Raw genomic sequence first — 26,155 nt, forward strand, 5'->3', positions numbered from 1 at the left:
AGGAAGCGCGACATGAGACAGCAGGAGGTTCACCAATTTTTACTGCGCTTTTTTGAAGCGAACCACTGCCCGATTACTGAACACGGGCCGGGTTTTATGACGGTTCAGTTGACGGTCGAGATGGACAAACAAATTATGAACCGCCCGTTTTATTGGCATTGGCGTGAAAAAACGGGCGGCGAACCAAACCCGATGAAGATCACGTTCATCACTGATAAAGAAACGGCTCCGGAGGATATGGACGGCGAGTTTATTTACTTTGGAGCCCCGCGCCTCTTTCAAATCTTTCAAGCAGTTAAACAAAATGGGAGATTTACAAGAATATATGAGAAAATTGTATCAGCCGGAGCCAGAGTGCCGCTTCAGCCCTGGCTTGGATTAAATGTAGTGATTTCATACCAATCCGACATGAAAAAAGACAGACTTTTGTCTTTAGGCCTGCATCTTGTTTCTGGAACAATCGTTGAAGGATTTCAACAGAAGCTTGCACCGCTGCCGATGACATCACAAATATCAGACTATTGCTTTACCATATCGCCGATGATTAAGCCGGAAAGCGGGATTAAAAGGATGGAGCATTACTTAAAAAACGCCGCCGCCAAAGAACCGTCAGACTGGGCCGACAGCGCGGTCGCCAGATGGAAGAAGGATCTCAGGCTGCTCGATCAGTTTTACGAGCAGACAGAGGAAAAACCTGAGGAATACCACTTGGAAAAACAAGCGCTGAAAGCCTTATATCAGCCGAAAATCCACATTCAGATCGAAAATGGCGGTTTATTTTTCCTGCAAAGTAATTTTTCTGGATAAGCGTTATCCATTCGACACCTTTCCCGTTTTTTCTAGAAATTCTATATTATAATAAAAGTATACAGAAAAAATTTCTGGCGTTTCGCATGCGATGAATCACTTCCAGACATGTAAAGATAAGGTCATGGGCGGATTGGCTGAAATACATAAACAAGTATTTTAGGAGGAGAAAATGCATGAAAAATGCAAAAATGGAATTTTCGCAATTAGATAAGGAATGGGTTGAGCTGATATTAGAAGCTCAAAAAGCAAATATCAGCCTGGAAGAAATACGCAAATACCTGCATTCGCATAAAAAGTCTTCTCAACATATCCAGGCCGCCAGAAGTCATACCGTAAATCCTTTCTGAATGTGCTATAATATCACAAGGAAGGTGATGACATTGATTGGCCAGCGTATTAAACAATACCGAAAAGAAAAAGGCTACTCACTATCAGAACTAGCTGAAAAAGCTGGGGTAGCGAAGTCTTATTTAAGCTCAATAGAACGAAATTTACAGACGAACCCCTCCATTCAATTTCTAGAAAAAGTCTCCGCTGTTCTGGACGTCTCGGTTCATACTTTACTTGATGAAAAACATGAAACCGAATACGATGGTCAATTAGATAGTGAATGGGAGAAATTAGTTCGTGATGCGATGACATCCGGGGTATCAAAAAAACAATTTCGTGAATTTTTAGATTATCAAAAATGGAGAAAATCGCAAAAAGAGGAGTAGTGCCGCCATATGTGCACAACTCCTCTTTTATCTGCCCGACGTTCGGATTAGTTTTTATCCTCACTGTGAGCCTTTTCGTTTTCCTTCACGTAACCGTCTTTATCCGTATGATCTTTTGTAATGGTCAAGCCGTTCCATTGCGTCGCTTCAAAAGAGAATTGAAGAGAAATCGCATTGCCTTGGAATTTGTTTTGGACACTCAGTCCGTCCGCACCTTTTGCAGTATCATTTTTAAATTGGATTTCCATCCGCACCTGATCATAATCAACAGGCGTTTTCGGAACTCCGTCATACTCAGGCGCCGTCTTGCCGTTAATGGTTGCCACATTGACTTTTCCGCTTGCACTCAAGAATTTCGGATCAATGTGTTTGCTGATCGCTTCGGCAGCTGCTTTATCCTGTTTTGTTGACATTAAGTATAAGTCTTTCAGGCTGGCTGCCTTCAAAATGATATTTTTAGGATAGCCGTTACCGCCTTCTTTGCCGACTGTCAGAACCGTAATTTCAAACTGGCTGAGGAAATCTTCCGCAGATTCGTTTCCTTTTTTCGCTCCTTTGAAGTCAGTAAAATTCAAAGCCATCAGCACTTCTTTAATGGCAAGTGAGCCATTATTTCTAAATTCAAAATCTTTCGTCAATTTATCACCTGGTTTTAAGTTTGACAAATTGACATTGGCTGATTGTTCTTTAGCCGATAAATCAAGCGTTCCTGACGCAAATGTGGCGTCCGTCGACTTCACATCATTAAATGCGGCCCATGTGCCTCCTCCCACTAATGCTAAACCGAGTGCGGCTGAGGCAACGCCCAAGCTTAATTTCTTTTTCATACCCATGTTTGTATTCCCCCTACTTTTTCTTTTTTGTTATCAAATCCTGTCGCCAGGTTGCAACCGTATTCATGTGGACATCGTCCCGTTTTTAGCATGTTCTTCCAGCGCTTTCGTCTTCCGCTCGATATCGCGGAGAGCGCTGACAATAACAGTTATTGAGTAAATCAACAGCATGACGCCGGGAACGATTAGCAGAATCGCCGTTCCGATCGGCTGGCTTGCCAAATGTATGACATATCCCGCATACGGAAGCTGATATCCCGTATACTGAGCCACCACGTTTTCAGCTTGAACAGGAGCGGCATCCGGAGCGGCATTATGGTCTCCTTTTGTCTCAAACATCAGGTGCCCGCCCTTTTTTGTGATCCCGATAATTCTGTGTGTTACGGCTGATCCGTCATTTTGTGTAAAAGTGATGACATCGCCTTTTTTTAAATCATTCACGTCAGAAATTTTCTTTACCGCTATGAGCGAACCCGTCTTAAATTCCGGGTCCATTGAACCCGACAGCACGGATTTAAGCGTATAGCCGAAGATTGCCGGCTCACCGCCGGAAGCCCGGGTCGAGATCACCGTTAAGGTCAGCACAATAATCAAACTGAAAATGACGGCATACAAAATATTACTGATCAGTTTCAGCGTTCTTTTCATGTTCTTCCCCGCTTTCTTTTACCGGCTCAGCCGGTTGTTTTTCTGTTTTCATCTGATCGGAAGCCGTCGCCTTTTCCTGGCATTTGACAAGCTTCATCGGTTTTGACCACTCATACTTTTCATCATCCGCAGGATATCCTTCAGGCTTGTAAACCTTGAATGCGTATATGCCTGGCTGCAAGGCCCGCTTTGACTCAATTTTATAAATCGTTTTGCTTTTTTTATCAGTAATAAGCCCTTTATCCACAACATTTCCGTTTTGCAGAGGCTGTTGCTGAGAGGCGATTTTATGAAGTTCCCATTTCCAGTCAGAAACAGTCCGCTCTTTTCCCCTATTCTCCAGCTCAGCATAGAGTTGAAGCGGCGCACACACGGCGCCCGACGTATCAGTTTGATTTGTTATATGTAAATCACTTTGATCCCAGCGTTCGTCATAACGGCAATTGTCATCTGTATATCGAAAATCTCCGCACGTTTGGACCGGAAGACTGTAGCTTTTCACATCATTAAAGGAGGAACTCGTGTCACCCGTAAACTGAGCACATATCGTCACGGACAGACAGAAAATGAATGAAAGCCGCAAAAACAGCATGATCCTCCATCTCCCCTTACCGCTTTTCTCCATTCGCAACAATCGGAACATGCCTTACCCCCTGTAAAACTGTTAATAAATATAACAATCGTTCTTTTTAAAGAACTGCACAAACAAAGTATAATCAAGGTTTATCATCTTGAAAAATGTCAAAAACGGTCAAATTGTTCGTTTTTAAGAATATAATCTTTTAAAAACATCGTTTTGCTCCAAATTACACACCTTTTTGGAATTTTTTCTAATAAAACGTGAGAAAATAATGAAGTGTTCAAAAAAAATTGGGAATAATATACAGCGAAAGGACGAAGAATGATGATCAAACAAAGTCTGATTTGCCTTTCTCTTCTTGTTTTCGGGGTTTCAGGAATGGATCAGGCGGAAGCGGCGCCTTATTATGCTGTTCACCATAAATCAAAATGGGAAAAAATCGCGGAAAAAGAAGCTAAAAAAAGATATCCGCTTTCGCAAACGTTATTTATTCAAAAGGTGTGGGACCGTAAAAGAACAGATGAAGCGGTAAAACAATACCACCTGACATTGCGGGAAGGCGCTAAAGAATTTGGTGTGTTTGTTACGATTTCTTTTAATCCCTACAGCCAAAAAGTAAATAAAATTGCCGTCATTGAGGAATACCAATAAAGGCCCTCCTGTATCAGGAGGACCTTTCGTGTGCTACACTTTATTTTTTCCGCTGCATCCACAGCTTAAAACTATACGGCAATATTCCGAACCAGTGCTGGGAAGCCGGCACTTTCTTTTCTTTCCGCACTTCTTTTCGCTCTTTCCGTTCCTGTTTCGGCGTATCGAAATATTTAACGAATTGCTCAGTCATATATTTTACATAATCGTTTGTTTTCACGGCTCTCACCTCATATTGCTGTCTTACTATGAAGTGTTGTCCCGCCGCCTCTTTTTTATACTTCTGTCCATTGAATCAGCTGTTTCTTCTTCTGATTGAACAAAAGGTGAACCTCCCGTCTCGTCCCTGACGCTGTTTCCGCCTGAATTGTAACCTGAACCGTTTCCCGCTTACCGCTTTCGGTGATCTGAAAGGAAACGGTTCCGTATGGAAAACGATGTGTACCGGTTCGGCCCTTTTGTCCCTGTATCACATGACGGCTTGACAGCAGCGCGCCGTTTTGAAGCAGGTTCTCACCGATCCAGTACTCCCCGGCCTCTTTTGCAAAGGTTTTTCGGGTGATGAAATCAGATGAAGTATAGCTGATGACAAGTAAAACCGCGGCAGAAACAAACAGAACCGCGGGATATATAAACCCGTCAGATTTGTACATTTAATCACCTTTTAAAGAGCTGTAAATCGGAATGGCCGACTGATTCTTTTTACCTGTATCGCTTGAGACCTCTAATAAAAGCAGGCCGTTTTTCACACCAGCCGTTAAAGAAGCCGCATGATGCAGGATCGGCACGTGGCCTTTTCCGTTCACTCTTTTCCTTATCATCGTATGGTAGATTTCAAAACGCACTTCTTCGCCTCCTGCTTTCCGGCAGCTTAATGCCTGTCCGCCGTCCGCCGGCTTTACAGTCTCGGCCTGTTTACATTCATTCATAATCTGCTGAACGGCAATATGATACTCCCGGCTGTCTATTCCGCCGTGATCGCTTTGGACGGATAAAAACAAATGTAAAATCGGGCTCAGGGTGCTTGATAAGAAGAGACAGACTGCCAAGGAAAACAAAACATTAAGAAGCGTAAAGCCAGTCTGTTTTGAGAATGCTGAGACACATTTCTTTTTCGCCGCGGACAGCCGCACAGACTTTGTAATAATCACCTTCCTCCTTCCACGTCACACCGGGAGACGGCTGCTTTTTTCCGGACATCATATAAGCGCTGATGTGTTCCTGGAGAAGCTGGCGCGCTTTTTGGCGTTCCTCTGTTTTCAGATTATCCGTCAGCAGGTCCGTCCAGACCGGAACGATAGAAATCATAAGAAACAGCCAAATGGCCATTGCTGATAGTGTTTCAATAGTAGAGAATCCTTTACTTCCGTTCTGCATGGACATTTCCGCTCCCTAGGTAAACTGTTATTTCATAAGTGACCCCTGCGTGCTTCAATTGAATCTTTCCGCCGGAATTGGGATGGCCTTTTTCATTAAATTCAAGGCTCTCCGGCAAGGTCATAAGTGTCATATGAAGCGAATCAAATGAACGCTCGACTGCCTTTCCGGCTGACTGGAACTTGTATTTATGCTCTTTGGGGAGAAAAATGATTTTTGTTCTTTTATGCTCTGCGACAGCCGTTTCCTGAACAAGCTGAATATCTTTTTGGAGCTGTTCTGTTTTTTGCCGAACGGCCAGATGGGTATAAACCGGAGGAAGCGCCGTGAACAAGACCGTCAGCAGAACGGACGCCAGGCTTAACACAATCAGGCTTTCAAGAAGCGTGAATCCGCTTTCTGTCAGCCTGTTATTGTTCAACTGTAACTTCCCCGCCGCTAATTAAGATCTGTTTTCCATTCGGACAGGCAGTATTCTTTTTGATATATCCCTCTGACTGTAAGTCTTTCATATCCGGCATTTTTCCTTCATGGTCGATTTCGTACGCCGTCACTTGGGCTTTCACCATATTCTGCAGTCCTTCACAGCCTTTATGCTGTATGCTTTGATTATGTTTTGTAACGTTAGGAATCGTTATTAAAAGCAGAATTGAAACGATAAATAACACAATCAGCATTTCAATTAAAGTAAATCCATCTTGATTTTTCAGACGAAGCACTCCCTTACATTTGGTTCATCATCTGGTACATCGGCATCAGCATTGACATATAGACAATCAGAATCATACCGGCTACGACGCCGTAAATGACAGGCTGGAGAATGCCTGTATACTTCTCCGCGTTTTGTTCAAGGCGCTCCATCATAAACTGACTGTACGTATAAAGCTCGCGATGAAGCCTGCCGTTTGCCTGTCCGTGGCTGACTGCAGCCGCTAGATCTTTTTCATAACACGGATGCCCGGAAAGAGCGGATTCTATTGTCTCACCTGCTTTCAAACGTGTAATGAGCATCTTTGCTTCTTCACGATAAAAAGGCAGAAAAGATTGTTCCTTAAAAGCCGTTAAACTGTCATAGATAGAAAGACCGGATTTCAGAAGACTGCTGAGCTGTAAAGAGAAAAAGTAGCTGTTAAAAAGAACGGCTGCTTTTCCTATTAAGGGGATTTTCACAATAATAAGCATTTTGTCTTGCGGGGATTTTTTTTTACATAAGAACCAAACGTACAAAAACAAGCAGAAAGCGGCGGACAGCGCCAGTGCGCAGGCTTCATGAAAATGCTGAAAAAACGCAAAGATGAAAGCAGTCGCACCGGAAGTATTCATATTCATTGATTGATAAATCCCAGAAAACTGCGGAATAATTAAACTTTGCAGGATATAAAACATGACACAGACGGAGCAGATTAAAAACATCGGATACCGGAGCATTTTTTTGACTTGATTCGTCTGCATGAGCTTTCTCTGTAACAATTCGCCGCTTTGTTTCATTGCCCCGGGCAATTCTCCGTGTTTTTCCGCAAAATAGCAGATAGAGACGGCTTCTTTATGAAAAGACAATGCCTCAAGCACTTCGTAAAACGCATCGCCCTCCCTCAGCCGGCGGATTCCGTCCGTCAGCTCTGCAAGCTGGCGTTTATGAAGCTGGAGTTTCAGCAGTCTGAGCCCTTCGATCAGACTGTACCCTTTTTCGGCCATTTCACCGAGCCTTTTCAAAAAAGCCGCTTGATCTTTCAACGGCCAGGTTCTTTTAATCCGCTTCATGATACACCCACCGATCGTAGTTGTCAGTCGTGACATAGCCGAGCGCGATTCCTTTTCGGATCAGCCTGCGGAGCGTCTGATATTGAAAATTGGCGTGCTCTCCTTTTGCTTCCTGAAAGCATTGGGTGAGATTTTTCCCGTAAAGCAGTTCATAGATTCCCGCACGGCGCGTCTGCCTGTAAAGCCGGCAGTACACGGAGCAGTTTTCCGCTTTGCAAAACGGACACGTTAAATCAACCAGACGCTGAGCGGCAATGGCAATAACGGTTTGTTCAATTTCCGTCATGTTCACCCCAAACTCCAGCAGCCTGTATATAGCGCCTTTAGCATCTCTTGTATGCAGGCTTGAAAGAACGAGGTGCCCCGTCATAGCCGCGCGGACTGCAATTTCAGCCGTCTCGGCATCCCTGATTTCCCCTAAAATGATCATATCGGGGTCATGTCTTAAAATCGCTTTCAAACCGGCGGAATATGTGACTCCGGCTTTTTCATTCACCTGAACTTGTAAAACATCTTCATCCCTCGTTTCTACGGGATCTTCAAGTGTGACAATCCGCCGGTTGAAATGACGTTTTGCATAATTGACAAGCGAGTAGAGAGTGGTCGTTTTTCCAGATCCGGTCGGACCGGTAAAAAGAATCAGGCCGTGGGAATGCTTCAGAAAGGACAATAGTGCGGCGCCTGCCCCCGGAAATAAGGACAGTTTATCCAGAGGGGGAATCTGCCGCTTAGGCAACAGCCTGATGACAAGACTTTCATCATTCATTGTCGGTAAGGTTGACATCCTTAAATGAACGGTTTCGGATGGAAGCGGCAGAGACAATGATCCGTTTTGCGGCTTTCGTCTTTCTCCTATATCCATCGCCGATAAAAACTTAAAATGAGAAATAAGCCTTACGCATTCCTCTTTTTTTAAGACTCTTTTTTTCACAAGAGCATGACCAATGCGAAAATGAATGAAAGCATCCCTTTCACGCGGCACAATGTGTATATCTGAAGCTCTTGCCGTATAGGCCTCGTTTATAATGTTCCTGCTGTATGTTTCAATATTCTCCATAAGATTTCCCTCCTTCCGACACGTATTGTAAATCAAATAGACAAGAGCCGGCAAAAGAGAAATGATGCTTTTTACACAGTGTAAAACGTAAAAAAATCAAAAATCAGCTGCATGATATTGATTTACTGAATGAAATTGGGAACCATTCAGTCATTTTCGGCCGCCAAAAAAGCAGGCGTGTGCCTGCTCTTCTTAGCGTTTCTTTTCTTTCCGCAAATATTTCTTTTGATTCTCCCGCAGAATATCCCCTGTCCAGCCCTTCTGCCGCAGATAAATGTAAATCAGCAGGGTTGATACGATAATAATCAGGATGGAACAAATATACGAATATTTCCAATGAAGCTCCGGCATATTATCAAAGTTCATCCCCCAGAGAGCGCCAAGCGCCGTCATCGGTGTAAAGAGAGTTGTAAAGATCGTCAATGCTTTTACAATTTCATTTCCTCTTTGAGAGGTAATGACTTCCTCGGCATGCAGCAGATTGCTCAGCTCCTGATCGAATTCATTGATATATGTAATCCCTCTTTCCATCTTTTGATGAGCCCTGAGGTAATCTTTTTGCCTGTCATTTTTCGGAAGAAACGCTTCTTTTAAAGCCATTTCCACTTTTTTAGCCCCCAGTATCAGGCCTTTCCAAATGAACAGCTCGTGGCGCAGCTTATGCACGTTTTCCAAGATTCCTTTGCTGTTGTCATCATGAATCTGCCATTTGAGCGTCCGCTGCTTGACTTCAAATTCATCCAGTCCGATCAGATAGGAATTCATCAGCTCTCCCAGCAGAACAAAAAAGCCTTCAATCGGATTTTCACAGGTTTGAATCTGCTGTGTGGCATGCTTTTCTTTTACACCGCGCAGCAGCGAAAAATCAAAATTAATCGTAAAAAAGAAGTCTCTCGTAATATAAAAGTGAAATACGGTATGGTTTTTTTCATCATCTAATCCTTGATGATAGATTAAAGAGCCGAAAACCGCTTCATTATTCTGATCATTTGTATCTGCGCGCAGAAAGTTTATATGATTTTCATGTTCAAACCACTTTTCGCATTGCGGCCAGTGATTGTGGTGGATCATTTTTTTTGCTTCTGCTTTTTCATGCGGACCGAGCTGGTACCAAAACCAGTCCGTCCCTGAATGTACCTTCATCTCTTGTCAGCCTCCAGTTTCGCTTTCTTTTTTAATTACCGTAAATGAAGCAGGCTAAACCAGGTTTGATGTTTGAGCAGCTTTCCAGAGTGGTATTATTCCGAAAAAAGGGAGGTGCAAGCCTTCCTTCGCGGAAGGCGTTACATTGTATATCATCAAACTGACTGCCATCGTACTATTTATTTTATTAACGGCGTGTTTTGTCGCCATCGAGTTTTCAATCGTTAAAGCAAGGCGCTCCCGCGTCAATCAGCTCATTCAGGAAGGTGTGAAAGGGGCAAAAGCAGCCAAGCATGTTATTACACACCTTGATGAATATTTATCGGCGTGCCAATTGGGCATCACTGTAACCGCCTTGGGACTCGGCTGGCTTGGTGAACCGACAGTCAAAGCAATGCTTCAGCCGTTATTTTTAAAAACCGGGCTTCATGAAGCGGTTTCCCATATACTGTCACTGATTATCGCATTTCTGCTTGTTACATATGTGAATGTTGTCATCGGTGAACTCGCGCCGAAAAGTTTTGCCATTCAAAAAGCCGAGCGGATTACGCTTTTGTTTGCCAGACCGATCATTTTGTTTTATAAGTTAATGTTTCCGTTCATCTGGCTGCTTAATCATTCCGCCCGCCTGATTACAGCCCTGTTCGGCTTGAAGCCGGCTTCAGAACATGAAATGGCTTATACGGAAGAAGAATTGCGGGTGCTGCTTGCTGAAAGCTATCGAAGCGGCATGATTAAAAAAAGCGAGCTGCATTACGTAAATAACATTTTCACATTTGATAAGCGCACAGCGAAAGAAATCATGGTGCCGCGGAATGAAATGGTGAGCCTGCCGTTAGACAGCGGATTAGGACATATGCTCCGCGACATTATCAAAACAAATAAATATACCCGGTATCCTGTCGTAAAGGGAGATAAAGATCATGTTGTCGGCATCATCAATATAAAAGAAGTTTTATTCAGATTCCTGTCTGAAGGGGCATCATTTACAAAACACGAGCTCACCCCTTACATTCAGCCGGCCATCCACGTGATTGAGACGATCCCGATTTATCAATTGTTCGTTAAAATGCAGCGGGAACACGCCCATATGGCCATTCTCATTGATGAGTACGGCGGAACCGCGGGATTAGTAACCGTGGAAGACATCATTGAAGAGATCGTCGGCGAGATCCGGGACGAATTTGATACGGATGAGACACCTTCCGTTCAAAAGCTTGGAGACAGCCGTTATCTTCTGAACGCCAAATTGCTGATCAGTGACGTCAATGACGTACTCGGAACTGAGATTACGGCTGATCAAGTCGATACACTCGGGGGCTGGTTCCTTACTCAGCATATTGATGCAAAACCCGGAAGCACCATTGATTTTGAAGGGTACACATTTACGGTAAAAGAAATCGACAGCCATCATATCATTACGATTGAAGCTGACAAAGCTGAATAGCTGAGGGGGGGAATCCCCCTCGGCCATTCAGCTTTATATCATCTTAATGATTCTTTTACGACAAAACCGTTTTTTGCCAGCGCCTTCGCCAGACTCTGCTCCGTTTTCACATGAGAAAAGTCGATGCCAAGCTTCACGACGGTTTGGGCGATTTCCGGCCGGATGCCTGAGATTGTCGTTTCTATGCCAAGAAGTTTTGTGCTGTCAATCACTTTAAAAATTTGATAAGCGACCATCGTATCCACAATCGGCACACCTGATATATCTAGAAATAAATAAGAAAGCCGGAGCGAAGAACATTGGTCAAGCACCGATTCCAAAATCATTTTTGCCCGGTAAGTGTCAATTTCGCCGACAAGCGGCAAAATTCCAATACCGTCGGCAATCGGCATAATCGGCGCGCTTAGTTCGTTAATCATTTCTTTTTGGGCGTTTAATTGCGTTATTGTCACTTTATGATATTCCTCTGTAAATACTTCAATCATATGGTCAATTGCTTTGTTCAGCTTCTCTCCCCATGTAAATACCGCATTTGTATCAGGCTTCTCAGACATCGTTTCACTGCATGTCTGTATGCGGTTCCAGACCAATCTCCGGAATTCTTTAAAGCTTGCGACGCTTTCATAGACATGGATTTCATGCACGGCCCGGTCTCTTGCAAACTGCAGCGCCCACTTTGTCAGCTCCTCTTCTCCGCCGTCTTTCCCTGATAAAATGCCAGCAACGATTTCAATTAACAGGCGCTGCTGCGTTTCCGCTTTCTGATCCTCTGAAGGCCGCCCCGGTTCGGGGATGAGCAGCCATTGACGTATGATTTCGCCTGATTCTTCAATTAATACTTGAGATAATACTTCATTTAAATGTTTCACGGGTTTCCTCCATTCAAATCTGACTTGTATGTATAAACCGGCGCCGGATGCACATACTGTAATTAGCATTCGATGGGCTATAGCCAAGCGGTAAGGCAATGGACTTTGACTCCGTGATCGTTGGTTCGAATCCAGCTAGCCCAGTCCTGGAACCGCAAAAAACGAAGATTAGCTGATGATATTTGATCAGCGGATCTTCGTTTTTTTCTTATGATACAGATTGATGCACCGTTTTTTTCTTCGTCAGCTTCATCAATTCTCCTGGATTATATCCGATAACGAGCTTTTTGCGATCGATCAGGATCGGACGCCGCAGCAGCTTCGGATTTTCAGTCAAAAGCTTCAGCACTTCATTTACAGTCATTTCTTCAATGTTCAGGTTGAGGTTTTTAAATGTTTGGCTCCTCGTCGCTAATATTTCATCAATTCCTTCGGTTGTTAAGGATAAGATTTGCTTCAATTCATCAATTGACGGTGTCTCCCTGAATAGGTGGCGCTCTTGAAAGTCAATATTGTGGGCTTTTAACCAATGTTTCGTTTTTCGGCAAGATGTGCAGCTCGGGTATGAATAAAAAATAAGTTCTTTCATTTTTAAAAATTCCTCCCTCGGATAATCCGTCTCTTTGTTAACATAAGTACCCTGAACTTTTTTTCGCTAAACGTATTTCAAAAAGATTTTTCGGATCTTTTTTAGAGAACGGCATAAGATATAAAACACAGGGAAAGACATAAATTCCACAATAAATATAATCATGAAAATGTTTACATTTTAACTGCCGATCTATTATAATAAACTTCAGATAGACTCTCGGGAGGGGATAAGGAATGAATCGCATGTTCCGGGTGTTAGGATTTTGGACGGGGATTTTTGCAGTCATGTTTTTTTTAGGCGGCATGAAAGACGCATCTCTTTTGTTTTTTGGACAGACGATCTTCTTCGTATTTCTTTCTTATTTGAATCTGACTGAGCGGATGTATATTTATATTTTCGGAGCGTACTTAACCGTATTTTTCGCCGGATTTACATATTACTCTATTTTTATTATGACACCGGGCGGCGGAACCCACTGACTGAAAAAGACAGACCGATTACGGTCTGTCTTTTTTCGTTTACAATGAAAATCCATTAATAAACGGATTTCGCTCTTGCTCTGTCTGGATGTCCGTTTCCGCGCCGTGACCGCTTAACACAAGTGTATGCCCGGGAAGCGTGAGCAGTTTTTGATGAATGGAATCAAGCAATACGTCTTGATTTCCTCCATGTAAATCCGTCCGGCCGATGCCTCCCTGAAAGAGCACATCGCCTGAAATCACCAAATCAGCGTCCTTCACATAATAAGAAACGCTTCCAGGCGAATGACCCGGCGTAAACAGCGTCTCCAAATGGAAAGGACCGATGTCTAAGATGCCGTCGCCTTCAATCAGCCGATCGGCGGGCCGTGCCGTGACAGCGATGCCGCGCAATATGCCTGATCCGTTTAAGGAAGAGTCCTCCAGCCACTTTTCTTCATTTTTGTGAAGATATACGGGAACATCCCATCTGTCTCTTACCTCGTCAAGCGCGCCGATATGGTCAAAATGGGCGTGCGTCAGCAAGATCGCAAGCGGCTTCAAATTGTTTTCTTTTATGTAATTGTTGAGTTTGTCCGCTTCCCCGCCCGGATCGAAAATCAGACAGGACTGATCCTCACTGACGAGAAAATAGGCGTTTGCCTGAATCGGACCGGCCGGCATTCGTCTCCATTTCACTTTCATCACCTCTTTATGTATATGCCCTTATTATGAAGGTTTTCTGCCGAAGATTCAATGAATGCGGCTGGGAAAACACTATCGACAAACAAAATGAAAACGGTTAAAATAAAATGGAAAGATTTTCAGGTTCCAATGACAAAGGGGGAGCATGATGTTACTTGTTGTAATCTTCGGCCTTGTCGCATTATTAGCTGTGTTAGGAGTCCTGCGGGCTGTCAGACAGAGAAATATCCTGGGATTTTTGTTAGCCGCCGCCACACTGGGCGTGTTCGGCTGGTTTACCGTAATGACCGTTGTTACAAGCGGCTATCCGACTGCACATTAAAAGCCTGTATCCATTAGGATACAGGCTTATTTTTTATTGCTACAAATGTTTGCTGACACTTTTGATTTTGCTCTCCAGCGTCGTTTCTTTATCACGCCTGTCATCAATGCGGATATTGGTCGCCACTCTGTGCAGCCCTTTTTGGAACGGGGCTTCGTGAATCTCCTGAATGACCGCGAACAAGTCGCTCAGCTCTCCTTCAATCAAAGTGTTCATCGGTGTGAGCTGAAATTTGATTTTGCCGGCTGCTTTGTAGCCTTCCAAAATCTTTTGCACATCCGCTACATACTCACTGACGCTCGGTGTTTTTGTTCCGATCGGAATGATTGTCACATCTGCAATTGCCATTTGATTCAAACTCCTTTTTCATTTGTTATGATTGGTTCTGTCAGTCCTGTTTTCAGAGATATCAGCCGGTCATACGTAAAGCCGTATAAAGCGTATTCCCCGTTCGGAGAGATCTGAATCGGTTCCATTTCCGTATTGTTAAGCACCGTCCGCTCCTGTTTGTCCCCCAAGTCAAAGCTGATCAGCCTGTATAACCGGCCCTCCGGCTTAAACGTGTAAAACCGCTTGTGGGTCTGATCGTAATCATATTCCATCGGCGCAAAGCTCTCATACTTTTTTTGAAGAGGAAAACGGTGTGTCACGGATGCCGGCTTTTGGAAAAGGAACTCGCCGTCGCCGTCCGGTTTATCCGCTTGTCTGACGGCAAGCGTCATACCCGGGCGGGAATCTGCCCAGATGACATGCTGAAGCACTCTTTTTTCTTTTGCCGTCTCCAGATCATAGGAATATAAAGGGCCCTCTTCCTCCGTTTTTCCTTGCTTAATATATTGAAATTCATCGGAGGACATCCAATGGACAAAAGGGGCCTGAACGGGACTTATTTTTAAAATGCCGTGTTTCATATCGGCTGTATAGGTTGTGAAGTCCCATGTTTCAGAAAAAACGGTAATCATCATTTTGTACGGGTCATATGGATTCCAAGCCGTCTCCAGCTCATAAGAATTAAAGGCTTTGTGATAAAGTCTTTTCCCCTGCTTGTTCATGAGCACAAGCTCAGTCTGTCCGCTGTTTGTCACCTGAACGAGAATCAGCTTTTTTTTCAGGCTGATCTTTACATTGACAATATGGCCCTTTGTTTCGCAGAGCCGTTCGGATTTTCCGCTGAAAAGGTCATATTTCATCAGCTGATCATGTGCTGTATACAAAATGGTCCTGTTATCCAGCCATCCTTCCGTTTTCTCCGCTTCATTTTTACTGAGCGGAACGATTTTCTGTTCTGCTGCTTTTGCTGAGACGTCTGTGTCAGGCTGCTGATGAGATGGTTCACAGGCCGCTAAACACAGAACGAATGCGGACAGCAGAACACAACACAAGTATCTCACCAGCCTTCCCTCCATTCTTTTCTATTGTCCCATATTTGTTAATATAAACAAATGAGAAATTTCACAGATGTCTCAAAAAATAAGCGCCCTCCACAATATTCCTTCCGTCGCTTGATAGATATCAGAAAACTGATGAAAAGGCAAAGGATTTTTTCCCTTTCCGAGCTCAACGGTATAGCCCTCTTTTCCGTATTGCTGTATAAACCAATCCCTGAAACCGGCATGGCTGTCAATGGTTTTTACACCTTGATAGCGGTTTCCGCTTATCGCTTCAAACTCCCGGATGACCTCAGATGATTGCTCCGGTTCACATCCTTCGTACCCCCAATAAATCTCTTCTCCCTGTGTATGAAGCGCGATCAGCCTGTCAGGCGGCTGCTCCGTTATCAGCCGGTGCATCGCCTGCGCCTCCGGTTCAGTGAGCGGCGCCGTGCCCGGAAAATCACGGTACGAGGGAGCCTTCGGTTTGCGCCTCTGTTCAATCTCCCAATTCGATGGGAAATGTTTATTTAAATCAACGCCGTTTATATTCGCCTTCCATTCGCGGAAATCCGGGCGTTGCTCATTTAATCCGTTGAGAAATTCATTTTTTTCTGATAAATCTGCACATCCGTAAAGTACGAGATCCACACCGTCGGGATTTACGAGCGGAACGAATGATAAGGATGTCCGGCTGAATATATCAATGGCGGAATGTCCGAAAACGGTTTTATTTTCGCATAATGCCGCGCAATATTCTTTGCACCATTTAATCGCAACCGACGTGGTAATCCATTCATTGGCATGAAAAGAGGCGTTTACATGCACGTTTCTCTCGGCCTTATCCGCGCCTATTCTCAGCTCATAGAGCGGTTTTCCCAAAACGGAACTGCCGATTTTACGGCACGTGACAAATGGAAAGACATCGATTATTTTCTCAATTTCTTCATAGAGCAACTGAGCGCCGTACACCTTTTCTTCCTTCACCCATTGATCAGAAGAAAGAACGCTCTTACACTGCCGGATGTATTGCGAAAGCCCGTTAAGCGTTTCTATCGGACATTCTGGCTGACCGCTCACGAGGAGGCCGGGACAAAATAATTCATCGCTTTCCGCCGTTTTATTGGCTTCTTCCAACAGTTTTTCATCAATTGAAAGCACCTGTGCGACATCTTTCATATGCCTTTTTATTTCAGGTTTGACACGAATTCCCGCCATGTTCATCCCCCTTTTTTAAAACTATATGACAGGGGAGATAAAAAAAGAAAGCCGCCCGCTATATGGGCAGGCAGACTTTCTCAGCAGTTTTGATATTTAAGCCATTCATTTTTGGCAATCCACGCTCCGCCAATGACTCCGGCGTCATTTCCCAGTGCCGCAATCGAAATATCGGCCGCTTCCGCAGAACGCGGGAACGCGGTGATTTTGAAGGTCTCTTCCACTTTTGACCGCAGTATTTCGCCTGCTTTAGACACGCCTCCGCCGAGCACGATTTTCGTCGGATTCATAGCGCTTGCCAGATTTCCGAGCACGAGGCCTAAATGTTTTGCGACATAATCAACGACTTCAAGCGCAGTTTTATCCTGCTGTTTTGCCGCATCGAACACGTCACGTGCTGTCAGATCACGCACCTGCAAGAGCGAAGAGTCGGAAACCGACGCAAGTTTTTCTTTTGCGATGCGGACGATGCCGGTTGCGGACGCAATCGTTTCGATACACCCGGATTTTCCGCAGTTGCACGGAGCTCCGCCTTCCGGAATGCTGCAAATATGACCGATTTCTCCGCCGGCCCCGTTTTTACCGTGAACGATTTCGCCGTTGACGATGATGCCTCCGCCGACACCGGTTCCGAGCGTCACTAAAATGACATCTTTGGCTCCGTCACCTGCGCCTTTCCACATTTCTCCGAGCGCCGCGATATTGGCATCGTTTTCAATAACGGCCGGAATACCCGTTTCCGCCTCAAGATGGTCTTTCAAAGGATAGTTTTTCCATCCCATATTAGTCGTCTCATAAACCATCCCCGTCGCTATTTCCACGGGTCCGGGCGCTCCCATGCCGATCCATTTCAAGATTCGTTTCGGCTTGTTCAATTCTTCCAGCTTCTGGTCAAGCGCTTTTGCAATCGTGACCGTTATAGTGTTTCCTGTCTTATCGGTCGGAACCTCCCATTTATGCTGGATTTCACCGTACATATTGATAAAGGCCAGCTTGATAGTTGTTCCGCCAAGATCAATCCCCGCAAACCATGTCTCTTCCATAATGATCTCCTTTTCTTATTAAATCCTGCTGTTGTCTCTTCCTTTGATCCTCTCTGATTCCTGCTGTAGAACTCCGGAGGCCTTCAGCCATAAGTCTCTTTCAATCACGTTTGACAAGTACATTTCCTTTAATTCATCTTTCATAAAGTCAATTTCAGCTTGTCTGTCACCGAAATACACGATATGTCCGAATGACTTAAACAGCTGCTGTACGTCATAAAATGAATTCATCTTTTTCACCATTTCTTTTCTTCTCAGTATAAGCGTATTTCATCTCTAAAGCAGGCGTCAAGCAAAAAACAATTGGATAAAATATCCTTGTGTCATTTTGGTAAAATCTATATTCATAATTGTAAAAAAACACTCATTTATGCGTTTTTCTGTTACAATACTTTCGTGCCCAAAAGCACAAAAGGATTAAAGTTTGATGGGGTGTTGTTTTGAAACAAGAAAAAAGGCTGACATTCATTTCAGCCATCGGTTTATTTGTTTTAATGTTAGCAGTCATTATTTCCTGCCTGTTTTTCTTTCATACGGAGCCGCATATGCCGCTGTTTTTTTGTGTCATTATTCTGTCTCTGGCAGGTTTGCGGCTCGGTTTCTCGTGGGGCAGTCTTGAAAAAGGAATTGTCAGCGGATTGAAAAACGGTGTACAGCCGATTATCGTGCTGGCTTTGATCGGTGTGCTGATCGGCGCTTGGATGTACAGCGGGGCCATTCCCGCCGTCACTGTTTACGCTTTATCGATTATACAGCCGAGTCAGCTGCTATTGACCGCATTATTTTCATGCATGATTATCAGCACGCTTGTCGGCTCAAGTCTGACAACTGTCAGTACAATCGGCGTCGCGCTGTTAGGGGTGGCAAGCGCGGCGGGAGTTCCGCTCGAATGGACGGCGGGAGCAGTCATTTGCGGGGCCTGTTTCGGTGATAAAATGTCACCGATGTCCGACACGACGAATTTTGCCGCCGGTATCGGCGAAATTCCGATTTTTAAGCATATCCGCCATATGATGGGCACGACCGTTCCGGCCCTTTTGATCACAATCGTTCTTTTTTATATTCTCGGTTCATCCGTTTCAATAAATGCCGCTTCAACGCAAAATATTGAGGCGGTCATTTCCGGAATTAAAGAGGCCGTGCACGTTACGCCTTGGTCGCTTCTTTCACCTCTTTTGGTGATCATTTTGGCGGTCAGACGGGTTTCTGTTATTCCGGTGCTTACCGCTGGTATTATTTCCGCAGGGCTTCTGACTGCCGTTTTTATTCCTGACAGCAGTATTCAAGGATTTATATCCGCCCTGCAAAGCGGCACGGCTTTTAAAACCGGAGACCAGGCTGTAGCCAGCATTATCAACAGAGGCGGACTCCAATCCATGATGGGGTCAGTCTCTCTGATCATGATCGCCTTTGCGCTCGGCGGCCTGATGGAAAAAACAGGCCTGATCGCAGCGCTGCTTCAAGGATTGATAAAAGGCGTGCATACGAAAGGACGTCTTGTCATGGCGACCGTCTTCTCAAGCATTGGCGTAAACCTTGCGACAGGCGAGCAATACTTGTCGATCTTAATTCCGGGTCAGTCTTATAAACCTTTATATGACAAGCTCAGCATTAAGCGGCTTCACCTTGCACGATCGATTGAGGACGGCGGAACATTAATCAATCCGCTGATTCCTTGGGGAGTAAGCGGCGCTTTCATGGCAAGCGCGTTAGGGGTTTCTGTCATCGACTACCTGCCGTTTACCTTTTTCCTGTACATTTCACCGATCATTTCAATCCTTCTCGGTTTCCTGAAAAAAAACTGATATTACGAGAAAAACCTGCCGTCATTACAGGCAGGTTTTTTCATGCAAAAAATCCCGCTGAAAAAACGGGATTTGTTTAAAAGGCCTGCTGAATGAACTTATTTCTGATAAACGGTATTTTTAAAAAGAAATGAATAAATGGCCGTCTGATCCCTGGCTGGCTGAGCACGGTGTTCATCAGACGGTAGCGGTTTTGGTAAACGGCTAAAACAGATACGGCGCATAATGAGTAGATCAACAATTTTTTCATTTTATCCCTCCTGCCCCTATCGTTTGTCAAACAGCGAGAATTATTCGGGTGCAAGAAGTTTTTTATGCGATGGTTTCAGATTCAGTCACGATCATATCGACCGGGATATCGTGGGGCATGCGGGGAATGCGGTCTGTCAGCTGGCAGTCGAAGAGAAGCGACACGGTACGGCCTTCATAATCTGTCAGAAACCGATCATAATATCCGCCGCCGTATCCGATTCTGAAGCCTTCCCGGTCAAAAGCCACACCGGGCACAATAACAAGATCAATGTCTTTTTGAGCCGCTTTTTCAGTCAGGCTTTCGATCGGTTCACTGAGACCGGCATATACGGTTTCCAGCTGATCATCAGCAGAAAATGTACGGAATTCCATCGCTCCCGTCTGGGGGAAACATTTCGGGATACAGACTTGTTTTCCCTCTTTCCAAGCCTGTTCAATAATAGGCCGTGTCGGAATTTCCAAGCGTTTCGAGATGGTGACGGCAATCATGCGGGCTTGTTTCCATTCTTTTAAAGAAAACAGCGTTTTGTGCATGCTGCGGCTTTTTGCCTCCCATTCACTTTCTGTTATGCCGGAAAGCTTTGCTTTTATATCGGTTCTGATTTGTGCTTTCACGTTTCTCAAACCTCCCTGAAAGACAAAAAAGCCAGAACTTTATTGAAAGCTCCAGCTTTTTCCGCCGTTTGAAACAGCTTATTTTGTTTCACGGTGTAACGTAGATTTTTTATCACGTGGGCAATATTTTTTAAATTCAACGCGGTCCGGATTGTTGCGTTTGTTCTTTTTAGAAATATAGTTACGCTCACCACATTCAGTGCAAGCCAAAGTAATATTAACGCGCATTATTTTCCCTCCAAACTAAATATCATTTACTTATTCAGACTTATACATAATACCACTATAATGCACGGAATGCTAGAGCTGATTTACATGAAATGTTGTTTAAATGCAGAAAACATCAGTTTATGTTTCTGATCCTCTGAATGGTCTTGCGCAAGACGCATACAAAAAATGACGAAACAGGACAAAAAAGGGCTTTCATATGCGAAATCTATAGAGAAATATCCGTTTGCCCCCCGAATAAAAAAGATTTTCCGACAAAATTCTGTTTTTTTCTCTATTTCCTTTAGAATGGCGGCGTTTTATGGTATAAAAAAGAAGGGCAAATTAATAATAGAAGGTGATGAAACGTGGAAATTGCTATTATTGCGTTGTTTATCGTCAGTATAGCGCTTATTGCATTCTCATATTCTCAAAGAGATCCGATGAAAGACGTGGAACAGGAGCTTGAAACGCTTCAGCTTTCCGCCATGCAGGAAATTTACAAGTTAAAAAAGAAAATGACGGTGCTTGAAGAAGAATTGCTGGAAACCAACCTCGTCATCCGCAAAACCAAAAGCAGCGGCATTAACCAAAAAATCGCCAAACAAATCATTTCAAAATATAACAACGGGATGTCTGCCGAAGCCATCGCAAAAGCGGAACACGTGTCTGTCGAGGACGTCAATACCATTATTAAAGATAATGAGAAGGTGCTCGTATGACAAAACGGGGCATTCAGGCTTTTGCAGCAGGTATGATTTTAGCGACGGCCGTCCTCGCCGCTGTCTTCTATTTGACTGACCATGACCGGGCAGCTGCCGTTAAAACTGAAAAAACAGCATTGACAGAAAAAGAAGTAAACAGCTACCTCGACTCTCAGCAAAAAGTCTCCGTCAAACGGGATGACTATCAAAAACTGCTTGACGCTAAAGAAAAATCGTTAAACAACGATCAAAACACGGACGCCAAAAAGAAAAAGGTCACATACAAACTGACGATCAAAGACGGAATGAGCACGGCTGATGTGTCATCCATCCTTGAAAAAGAAGGAATTATTCCTTCAGCGAAGGACTTTAATGATTACGTAATCGACGCAGGCTACCACAAAGAAATCCGCGCCGGCCATTTCAAAGTCGACTCAGATATGAGCTTCAAAAAAATCGTCAAAACATTAACCCGCTAAAAAAGCTTGCAGGCATCGTCCATTCATGGATACGGCCGGCAGGCTTTTTTAATAGACAATATAAAACGGACCCGGTCAATGGCCGGGTCCGTTTTTTCATCCGAATTTTCCGCTGATATAATCATGTGTTTTTTGATGATCCGGCTGGGAAAAGATTTTGCCCGTGTCGCCCCGCTCTACAAGTTCGCCCATATAGAAAAACGCGGTTTGATCAGAAACTCTCGCAGCCTGCTGCATGTTGTGCGTCACAATGACAATGGTATACTTCTCTTTTAAGGTCAGAATCAGCTCTTCTATTTTCCGGGTGGACACGGGATCAAGAGCAGACGTCGGTTCATCCATCAATAGGACATCCGGTTTTGTGGCGAGCGCCCTTGCGATGCACAGCCGCTGCTGCTGTCCGCCTGACAGGGAAAGCGCCTGCTGATGGAGACGATCCTTCACTTCATCCCAGAGCGCTGCTGCCTTTAATGATTCTTCGGCGATTTCAAGCAGTTTCTTTTTATTTTTTTCGCCGTGTATTCTCGGTCCGTACACGACATTCTCAAATATGGACTGCGGAAACGGATTGCCTTTTTGAAACACCATACCGATCTGCTTTCTTAATTCTGCCGCATCCGTCTTTTCTTTCAGCAGATTGCGCCCGTTATAAATCATATCGCCTGTCACTTTGACATTCGGAGCCATTTGCAGCATTAAGTTTAATGTTTTAATAAACGTGGATTTCCCGCAGCCGGACGGACCGATGATGGCAGTGACCTTCCGCTCCTCAAATCCGATCGTAATATTTTTCAAGGCCTGATGAGCTCCGTACCATACGTTCATGCCTTGAATATCAAATAGATTCTGTGTGTGCACCGCTTCTTTTACAACGCTCACGGTCCTTCCCCCTATCCGAACTTTCCGTTAATATAGTCATCCGTCTTTTGCTCTTTAGGACTTGTAAAAATCTGTTCTGTCTGTCCGTACTCCACCACTTCTCCGTTTAAAAAGAAAGCCGTGCGGTCAGACACTCTCAGCGCCTGCTGCATGTTATGCGTAACGATAACAATCGAATAATCTTTTTTCAGTTCTGTCAAAAGCGTCTCGATTCTGGCGTTTGAGATGGGGTCCAGAGCTGAGGCCGGTTCATCTAAAAGAAGCACGGCAGGTTTCATCGCAAGCGTCCTGGCGATGCAAAGGCGCTGCTGCTGGCCGCCTGATAATGAAAGAGCCGATGAATGAAGACGGTCTTTGACTTCATCCCAAAGCGCAGCTTTCGTTAAGCTTTCCTCTACGGCTTCGTCCAAAACGGCTTTTCTTCGTTCACCCGCATACTTCAGCGCATGTGTGATGTTATTGTAAATGGATTTGGGGAACGGATTCGGTTTTTGAAACACCATACCGATCTCCCGTCTGAGAGACACGACATTAATCTCTTCCCCCAAAATATTCAGTCCTTCATAAAGGATTTCCCCCTCGCTTCTTGCAGAAGGGATGGCATCGTTCATTCTGTTAATCTGCCTCAGAAATGTTGATTTTCCGCAGCCGGACGGGCCGATCAGAGCCGTCACCGCATGTTTTTCAATATCCATATTCACACGCTTAACCGCTTGTTTGTCTCCGTAGTAAATGGACAAATGATTCACTTCCAAAATCGACGGCCCCGGCGAACGCTCTGTCTGTTCCGCTTGTTCCCTGACGATGTGATCAATCATATTTTCGCCTCTTTCCGATTAATTTGCCGTAAGCTTTTTATAAATAGCAGATCCGATCCATCTTGCACAAAGGTTAAATAAGAGCACTGAAATCACCAGCACTGCCGAGCCTCCGTTTGCTATTGCTTCTGCATCGGGAATGATCCCCTGGGTATTGACACTCCATATATGAACCGCCAGCGTCTCAGCCGGCCTGAAAATATTTAAAGGAGATGCTTCAGAAAACGGGTTTAAATCGGTAAAATTCAGCCGCGGCGTTGTCAGCCCCGCTGTAAATAACAATGCCGCCGCTTCTCCGAACACTCTTCCTGATGCCAAAATGGCTCCGGTTAAAATTGAAGGAATCGCGCTCGGAATCAGCACCGTTTTGACAGTATGCCATCTCGATACGCCTAAAGCGAGAGAAGCTTCTTTCAGTTCTTTAGGAACTGCAGTGAGCGCGCCTTCTGTCACCCGGACCATTACGGGAAGGTTAAAGACTGTTAAGGCGAGTGCGCCCCCGATAATCGTGTATCCCCACCCCGTCAGGTTCACAAACATCAGCATGCCGAACATCCCGATGACAATCGACGGAAGCGACGACAGAACTTCAATACATGTTCTGATAAAATCAGTAATTTTATTTTGCGGCGCATATTCAGCCATAAAGACGCCGCCCCCCACACCAAGCGGTATCGTAATCAGCATGGTGATGAACAGAATGTAAAAGGAGTTAAAAAGCTGATCCCGTATCCCGCCGCCTGACGCGATAGCACTTGATTTTGACGTAAGAAAATGCAATGTGATTTCTGAGACGCCGTGAATCAGAATATACAAAAACAATCCTGCCAAAATCGCCGCAATCACAGCGGCGCATAAACCGAATACACCGGTGGCCAATTTATCCGTTATTTTCCGGTTCATTATACTTTCCTCCTAGATGACAAGTAGCGTATGAGCAGTATAAACAGAAACGACATGATAAGAAGAACAAGCCCCATCGACCACAGCGTGTTATTTTCGATACTTCCGTATGTGGTATGGCCCATGTTTAACGTGATAATCGTCGTTAATGTCCCCGCCGTATCAAGCAGGCTTTCCGGGAGAAGCTTTGTATTTCCGATAACCATCTGTACGGCGAGAGCTTCTCCGAACGCTCTTGCCATTCCAAGCACGACAGCGGTCAGCAATGTCGGAGACGCCGCCGGAATAAGCACCTTCCTGATTGTCTGCCATCTCGTCGCACCGAGCGCATATGAACCGTCACGAAGATGTTTCGGTAATGACGCAAGCGCATCAGCGGAAATCGACGTAATGGTCGGCAGAATCATCACCGAAAGTACGATCGTTCCCGCCAGAAGACTGTGACCCGTTCCGCTTGATTTAAAAGATCCGATAAACGGAACCAATACTGTAAGACCTATGAATCCATAAACGACGGACGGAATGCCGACAAGCAGCTCGATTACCGGCTGCAGCACCTTTTTTCCCCAAGTCGGCGCAATTTCCGTCATAAACACGGCACCCGCAATCCCGAGGGGCGCCGCGATCAAAGCGGAAAGAACCGTGACCGCGAATGAGCCGAAAATAAAAGGCAGCACGCCGAACTCAGGCTTTGCCTGGGTTGGATTCCAATTCAGACTTGTTAAGAATTCAATCGGGCTTACACCATTTACAACAAAAGATTGCAGCCCCTTTATGCCGAGAAAGATTGTGATTGCCGCTGATGCCGCAATGATAATCGCCGCACATACAGACACAATCACTCTTCCGCGGACTTCATCCAATTGCCTGTTTTGTTTTGAGCTTATTAAGCGTTCGCTTACAGACTCTTTTTCTCTGTGATTTATCATTTGTTTACACTCCTATAAAGAAGAAGGACGGGGAGCCCGCCCTCCCCTCAGCTTTGCTTGCCTTTTGCGTCACGTGTGACTTTCATATCAGAGATCGGAATGTAGCCCTGATCTTTCACGATACTTTTCTGTACTTCATCGCTGTTCAAATAGTCAAGAAATGTTTTGGTCAGGCCAGATGCTTCGCCTTTCGTATAAGAGTGCTCGTAAGCCCAAATCGGATATTCGCCTGTGACGACATTTTTCTCTTCAGGTTTGATGCCGCCGATTGATAAAGGCGTTACTTTGTCATCGTTTATATAAGAGAAAGCCAGATAACCGATTGCTCCCGGTGTTTCCGCAATGATTTTTTTGACTGTATTGGAGGAATCCTCTGTGATGCCCTCTGCCGGCTCCGCTCCGTCAAGCGCGTATTTGACGAACGTAGCGCGTGTGCCTGATGAATCAGGACGGTTGACGAGTGTAATCTTTTGATCTTTGCCGCCAAGCTCTTTCCAGTTTTTAATTTTGCCTGTAAAGACGTCTGCCAGCTGTTTTTTGGTTATATCCTTTACGCCCGCACCCGGGTTGACCGCAGCCGCCATCGCAACTACCGCTACACGGTGATCATTCAGGGCTTTCGCATCAATGCCTTCTTTTTCTTCAGCAAAGACGTCTGAGTTGCCGATTTGCACTGCGCCTTCAGACACTTGCGAAAGACCTGTTCCTGAACCTCCCGCTTGCACCTGCACATCAGCATCCGGATGTTTTTCCATAAACTTTTCCGCCGCTGCCAGTACTAGCGGCTGCATGGCTGATGAACCAGAAATGGTTAAAGAACCTGATGCTTTTTTATCCTCACTTGCAGATTGGCCGTCCGTCTTGCCGCTTTCCTTTGCATTTCCGCATGCTGCAGCGACGATCATAACAGCAGCCATCAGAAGCATAAGCATCCATTTGTTTTTTTTCATTTCCTGAATTCCCC

The 26,155-nt window shown here is 44.8% G+C and carries 38 protein-coding genes and 1 tRNA gene; 11 read left to right on the forward strand and 28 right to left on the reverse strand.

Features of this window, described 5'->3' with window-relative positions; translation table 11 throughout:
- Window positions 1-12: 12 nt before the first annotated feature.
- The 3 genes from ABDB98_RS11665 to sinR all read left to right on the forward strand — a co-directional run bounded on the left by ABDB98_RS11665 (window position 13) and on the right by sinR (window position 1,526).
- Window positions 13-807, forward strand: a complete 795-nt coding sequence (locus ABDB98_RS11665; RefSeq protein WP_438420222.1) for a YqhG family protein — start codon at window positions 13-15, stop codon at window positions 805-807.
- A 176-nt stretch (window positions 808-983) separates the two neighbouring features.
- Window positions 984-1,157: an anti-repressor SinI gene (gene sinI / locus ABDB98_RS11670; protein WP_016938977.1), complete on the forward strand. Its 174-nt coding sequence runs from the start codon at window positions 984-986 to the stop codon at window positions 1,155-1,157.
- A gap of 33 nt (window positions 1,158-1,190) precedes the next feature.
- On the forward strand, window positions 1,191-1,526 hold the full coding sequence (sinR, locus tag ABDB98_RS11675; RefSeq protein ID WP_003226345.1) for a transcriptional regulator SinR: 336 nt from the start codon (window positions 1,191-1,193) through the stop codon (window positions 1,524-1,526).
- Window positions 1,527-1,573: 47 nt separating this feature from the next.
- Here the strand turns inward: sinR and tasA are convergent, their stop codons facing one another.
- The 3 genes from tasA to tapA all read right to left on the reverse strand — a co-directional run bounded on the left by tasA (window position 1,574) and on the right by tapA (window position 3,650).
- Window positions 1,574-2,359, reverse strand: a complete 786-nt coding sequence (tasA, locus tag ABDB98_RS11680) for a biofilm matrix protein TasA (protein WP_047475632.1) — start codon at window positions 2,357-2,359, stop codon at window positions 1,574-1,576.
- A 63-nt stretch (window positions 2,360-2,422) separates the two neighbouring features.
- On the reverse strand, window positions 2,423-3,007 hold the full coding sequence (gene sipW / locus ABDB98_RS11685; protein ID WP_049627012.1) for a signal peptidase I SipW: 585 nt from the start codon (window positions 3,005-3,007) through the stop codon (window positions 2,423-2,425).
- Window positions 2,979-3,650: an amyloid fiber anchoring/assembly protein TapA gene (gene tapA, locus ABDB98_RS11690; RefSeq protein ID WP_438420223.1), complete on the reverse strand. Its 672-nt coding sequence runs from the start codon at window positions 3,648-3,650 to the stop codon at window positions 2,979-2,981. The genes sipW and tapA overlap by 29 nt, the downstream gene beginning before the upstream one ends.
- A gap of 258 nt (window positions 3,651-3,908) precedes the next feature.
- Between tapA and ABDB98_RS11695 the strand changes: the two genes are divergently transcribed.
- Window positions 3,909-4,238 (forward strand): DUF3889 domain-containing protein, encoded by a 330-nt coding sequence (locus tag ABDB98_RS11695; RefSeq protein ID WP_438420224.1) that lies wholly within the window; start codon window positions 3,909-3,911, stop codon window positions 4,236-4,238.
- Between the two features lie 40 nt (window positions 4,239-4,278).
- Here ABDB98_RS11695 and ABDB98_RS11700 read toward each other — a convergent pair whose 3' ends face one another.
- The 9 genes from ABDB98_RS11700 to ABDB98_RS11740 all read right to left on the reverse strand — a co-directional run bounded on the left by ABDB98_RS11700 (window position 4,279) and on the right by ABDB98_RS11740 (window position 9,576).
- Entirely contained in the window at window positions 4,279-4,458 is a 180-nt protein-coding gene (locus tag ABDB98_RS11700; protein WP_022552966.1) for a YqzE family protein, read from the reverse strand.
- 55 nt (window positions 4,459-4,513) lie between these two features.
- On the reverse strand, window positions 4,514-4,891 hold the full coding sequence (gene comGG / locus ABDB98_RS11705; RefSeq protein WP_060964768.1) for a competence type IV pilus minor pilin ComGG: 378 nt from the start codon (window positions 4,889-4,891) through the stop codon (window positions 4,514-4,516).
- Complete coding sequence (comGF, locus tag ABDB98_RS11710) at window positions 4,892-5,389, reverse strand: competence type IV pilus minor pilin ComGF (RefSeq protein WP_438420225.1); 498 nt, start codon at window positions 5,387-5,389, stop codon at window positions 4,892-4,894.
- Window positions 5,301-5,615, reverse strand: a complete 315-nt coding sequence (comGE, locus tag ABDB98_RS11715) for a competence type IV pilus minor pilin ComGE (RefSeq protein ID WP_438420226.1) — start codon at window positions 5,613-5,615, stop codon at window positions 5,301-5,303. Before comGE ends, comGF begins: the two co-directional genes overlap by 89 nt.
- Window positions 5,599-6,036: a competence type IV pilus minor pilin ComGD gene (gene comGD / locus ABDB98_RS11720; protein ID WP_438420227.1), complete on the reverse strand. Its 438-nt coding sequence runs from the start codon at window positions 6,034-6,036 to the stop codon at window positions 5,599-5,601. The genes comGE and comGD overlap by 17 nt, the downstream gene beginning before the upstream one ends.
- On the reverse strand, window positions 6,026-6,334 hold the full coding sequence (gene comGC, locus ABDB98_RS11725; protein ID WP_016938966.1) for a competence type IV pilus major pilin ComGC: 309 nt from the start codon (window positions 6,332-6,334) through the stop codon (window positions 6,026-6,028). The genes comGD and comGC overlap by 11 nt, the downstream gene beginning before the upstream one ends.
- 4 nt (window positions 6,335-6,338) lie before the next feature.
- Entirely contained in the window at window positions 6,339-7,376 is a 1,038-nt protein-coding gene (gene comGB, locus ABDB98_RS11730) for a competence type IV pilus assembly protein ComGB (RefSeq protein WP_438420228.1), read from the reverse strand.
- Complete coding sequence (gene comGA, locus ABDB98_RS11735; RefSeq protein ID WP_045926720.1) at window positions 7,363-8,433, reverse strand: competence type IV pilus ATPase ComGA; 1,071 nt, start codon at window positions 8,431-8,433, stop codon at window positions 7,363-7,365. Before comGA ends, comGB begins: the two co-directional genes overlap by 14 nt.
- A gap of 192 nt (window positions 8,434-8,625) precedes the next feature.
- Complete coding sequence (locus tag ABDB98_RS11740; protein ID WP_438420229.1) at window positions 8,626-9,576, reverse strand: magnesium transporter CorA family protein; 951 nt, start codon at window positions 9,574-9,576, stop codon at window positions 8,626-8,628.
- 145 nt (window positions 9,577-9,721) lie between these two features.
- Between ABDB98_RS11740 and ABDB98_RS11745 the strand changes: the two genes are divergently transcribed.
- Window positions 9,722-11,023: a hemolysin family protein gene (locus tag ABDB98_RS11745; RefSeq protein WP_438420230.1), complete on the forward strand. Its 1,302-nt coding sequence runs from the start codon at window positions 9,722-9,724 to the stop codon at window positions 11,021-11,023.
- 38 nt (window positions 11,024-11,061) lie between these two features.
- On the opposite strand, the gene ABDB98_RS11750 is transcribed toward ABDB98_RS11745, so the two are convergent.
- Window positions 11,062-11,892: an STAS domain-containing protein gene (locus ABDB98_RS11750; protein WP_438420231.1), complete on the reverse strand. Its 831-nt coding sequence runs from the start codon at window positions 11,890-11,892 to the stop codon at window positions 11,062-11,064.
- Between the two features lie 73 nt (window positions 11,893-11,965).
- Between ABDB98_RS11750 and ABDB98_RS11755 the strand changes: the two genes are divergently transcribed.
- Window positions 11,966-12,036: transfer RNA gene (locus ABDB98_RS11755), tRNA-Gln, on the forward strand.
- Between the two features lie 64 nt (window positions 12,037-12,100).
- Here ABDB98_RS11755 and ABDB98_RS11760 read toward each other — a convergent pair.
- The gene (locus ABDB98_RS11760; RefSeq protein WP_060964760.1) at window positions 12,101-12,481 is read right to left on the reverse strand and encodes a Spx/MgsR family RNA polymerase-binding regulatory protein; all 381 of its coding nucleotides are present in this window, start codon (window positions 12,479-12,481) and stop codon (window positions 12,101-12,103) included.
- A 236-nt stretch (window positions 12,482-12,717) separates the two neighbouring features.
- On the opposite strand from ABDB98_RS11760, the gene ABDB98_RS11765 reads away from it, so the two are divergent.
- Complete coding sequence (locus ABDB98_RS11765) at window positions 12,718-12,963, forward strand: DUF2626 domain-containing protein (RefSeq protein ID WP_003153078.1); 246 nt, start codon at window positions 12,718-12,720, stop codon at window positions 12,961-12,963.
- Between the two features lie 39 nt (window positions 12,964-13,002).
- Here the strand turns inward: ABDB98_RS11765 and ABDB98_RS11770 are convergent, their stop codons facing one another.
- Window positions 13,003-13,641, reverse strand: coding sequence for an MBL fold metallo-hydrolase (locus ABDB98_RS11770; RefSeq protein WP_016938959.1), 639 nt, complete (start codon window positions 13,639-13,641; stop codon window positions 13,003-13,005).
- 154 nt (window positions 13,642-13,795) lie between these two features.
- Between ABDB98_RS11770 and ABDB98_RS11775 the strand changes: the two genes are divergently transcribed.
- The gene (locus tag ABDB98_RS11775) at window positions 13,796-13,969 is read left to right on the forward strand and encodes a DUF2759 domain-containing protein (RefSeq protein WP_003153076.1); all 174 of its coding nucleotides are present in this window, start codon (window positions 13,796-13,798) and stop codon (window positions 13,967-13,969) included.
- Between the two features lie 39 nt (window positions 13,970-14,008).
- On the opposite strand, the gene ABDB98_RS11780 is transcribed toward ABDB98_RS11775, so the two are convergent.
- From ABDB98_RS11780 to ABDB98_RS11800, 5 genes are all read right to left on the reverse strand, one after another.
- Window positions 14,009-14,317, reverse strand: a complete 309-nt coding sequence (locus tag ABDB98_RS11780) for an MTH1187 family thiamine-binding protein (RefSeq protein ID WP_438420232.1) — start codon at window positions 14,315-14,317, stop codon at window positions 14,009-14,011.
- A gap of 5 nt (window positions 14,318-14,322) precedes the next feature.
- Window positions 14,323-15,360, reverse strand: a complete 1,038-nt coding sequence (locus tag ABDB98_RS11785) for a hypothetical protein (RefSeq protein ID WP_438420233.1) — start codon at window positions 15,358-15,360, stop codon at window positions 14,323-14,325.
- Window positions 15,361-15,432: 72 nt separating this feature from the next.
- Complete coding sequence (locus tag ABDB98_RS11790; RefSeq protein ID WP_438420234.1) at window positions 15,433-16,557, reverse strand: M14 family metallopeptidase; 1,125 nt, start codon at window positions 16,555-16,557, stop codon at window positions 15,433-15,435.
- Between the two features lie 80 nt (window positions 16,558-16,637).
- Complete coding sequence (glcK, locus tag ABDB98_RS11795; RefSeq protein WP_016938955.1) at window positions 16,638-17,600, reverse strand: glucose kinase GlcK; 963 nt, start codon at window positions 17,598-17,600, stop codon at window positions 16,638-16,640.
- An 18-nt stretch (window positions 17,601-17,618) separates the two neighbouring features.
- On the reverse strand, window positions 17,619-17,831 hold the full coding sequence (locus ABDB98_RS11800; RefSeq protein ID WP_235588381.1) for a YqgQ family protein: 213 nt from the start codon (window positions 17,829-17,831) through the stop codon (window positions 17,619-17,621).
- Between the two features lie 209 nt (window positions 17,832-18,040).
- Between ABDB98_RS11800 and nhaC the strand changes: the two genes are divergently transcribed.
- On the forward strand, window positions 18,041-19,405 hold the full coding sequence (nhaC, locus tag ABDB98_RS11805; protein WP_188154563.1) for a Na+/H+ antiporter NhaC: 1,365 nt from the start codon (window positions 18,041-18,043) through the stop codon (window positions 19,403-19,405).
- Window positions 19,406-19,481: 76 nt separating this feature from the next.
- Here nhaC and ABDB98_RS11810 read toward each other — a convergent pair whose 3' ends face one another.
- From ABDB98_RS11810 to rpmG, 3 genes are all read right to left on the reverse strand, one after another.
- Complete coding sequence (locus tag ABDB98_RS11810) at window positions 19,482-19,655, reverse strand: hypothetical protein (protein WP_101605444.1); 174 nt, start codon at window positions 19,653-19,655, stop codon at window positions 19,482-19,484.
- 62 nt (window positions 19,656-19,717) lie between these two features.
- Window positions 19,718-20,272, reverse strand: a complete 555-nt coding sequence (locus ABDB98_RS11815) for a 5-formyltetrahydrofolate cyclo-ligase (RefSeq protein ID WP_438420235.1) — start codon at window positions 20,270-20,272, stop codon at window positions 19,718-19,720.
- A 78-nt stretch (window positions 20,273-20,350) separates the two neighbouring features.
- Window positions 20,351-20,500, reverse strand: coding sequence for a 50S ribosomal protein L33 (gene rpmG / locus ABDB98_RS11820; protein ID WP_003153056.1), 150 nt, complete (start codon window positions 20,498-20,500; stop codon window positions 20,351-20,353).
- A 347-nt stretch (window positions 20,501-20,847) separates the two neighbouring features.
- On the opposite strand from rpmG, the gene ABDB98_RS11825 reads away from it, so the two are divergent.
- Window positions 20,848-21,201, forward strand: coding sequence for a hypothetical protein (locus ABDB98_RS11825; RefSeq protein ID WP_016938950.1), 354 nt, complete (start codon window positions 20,848-20,850; stop codon window positions 21,199-21,201).
- Window positions 21,198-21,662 (forward strand): endolytic transglycosylase MltG, encoded by a 465-nt coding sequence (locus ABDB98_RS11830; RefSeq protein ID WP_060964754.1) that lies wholly within the window; start codon window positions 21,198-21,200, stop codon window positions 21,660-21,662. The genes ABDB98_RS11825 and ABDB98_RS11830 overlap by 4 nt, the downstream gene beginning before the upstream one ends.
- Window positions 21,663-21,758: 96 nt before the next feature.
- Here the strand turns inward: ABDB98_RS11830 and pstB (ABDB98_RS11835) are convergent, their stop codons facing one another.
- From pstB (ABDB98_RS11835) to ABDB98_RS11855, 5 genes are read right to left on the reverse strand one after another with little or no spacing between them, the layout of a single operon-like run.
- On the reverse strand, window positions 21,759-22,541 hold the full coding sequence (pstB, locus tag ABDB98_RS11835) for a phosphate ABC transporter ATP-binding protein PstB (protein WP_060964753.1): 783 nt from the start codon (window positions 22,539-22,541) through the stop codon (window positions 21,759-21,761).
- A gap of 11 nt (window positions 22,542-22,552) precedes the next feature.
- Window positions 22,553-23,359: a phosphate ABC transporter ATP-binding protein PstB gene (gene pstB / locus ABDB98_RS11840; RefSeq protein ID WP_060964752.1), complete on the reverse strand. Its 807-nt coding sequence runs from the start codon at window positions 23,357-23,359 to the stop codon at window positions 22,553-22,555.
- An 18-nt stretch (window positions 23,360-23,377) separates the two neighbouring features.
- Window positions 23,378-24,262: a phosphate ABC transporter permease PstA gene (gene pstA / locus ABDB98_RS11845; protein ID WP_438420236.1), complete on the reverse strand. Its 885-nt coding sequence runs from the start codon at window positions 24,260-24,262 to the stop codon at window positions 23,378-23,380.
- Entirely contained in the window at window positions 24,262-25,191 is a 930-nt protein-coding gene (gene pstC, locus ABDB98_RS11850) for a phosphate ABC transporter permease subunit PstC (protein ID WP_438420237.1), read from the reverse strand. Before pstC ends, pstA begins: the two co-directional genes overlap by 1 nt.
- Window positions 25,192-25,238: 47 nt before the next feature.
- Window positions 25,239-26,141, reverse strand: coding sequence for a phosphate ABC transporter substrate-binding protein (locus ABDB98_RS11855; RefSeq protein ID WP_016938944.1), 903 nt, complete (start codon window positions 26,139-26,141; stop codon window positions 25,239-25,241).
- Between the last annotated feature and the right edge of the window lie 14 nt (window positions 26,142-26,155).

Source organism: Bacillus siamensis, from assembly GCF_051628075.1.
GTDB lineage: Bacteria > Bacillota > Bacilli > Bacillales > Bacillaceae > Bacillus > Bacillus siamensis.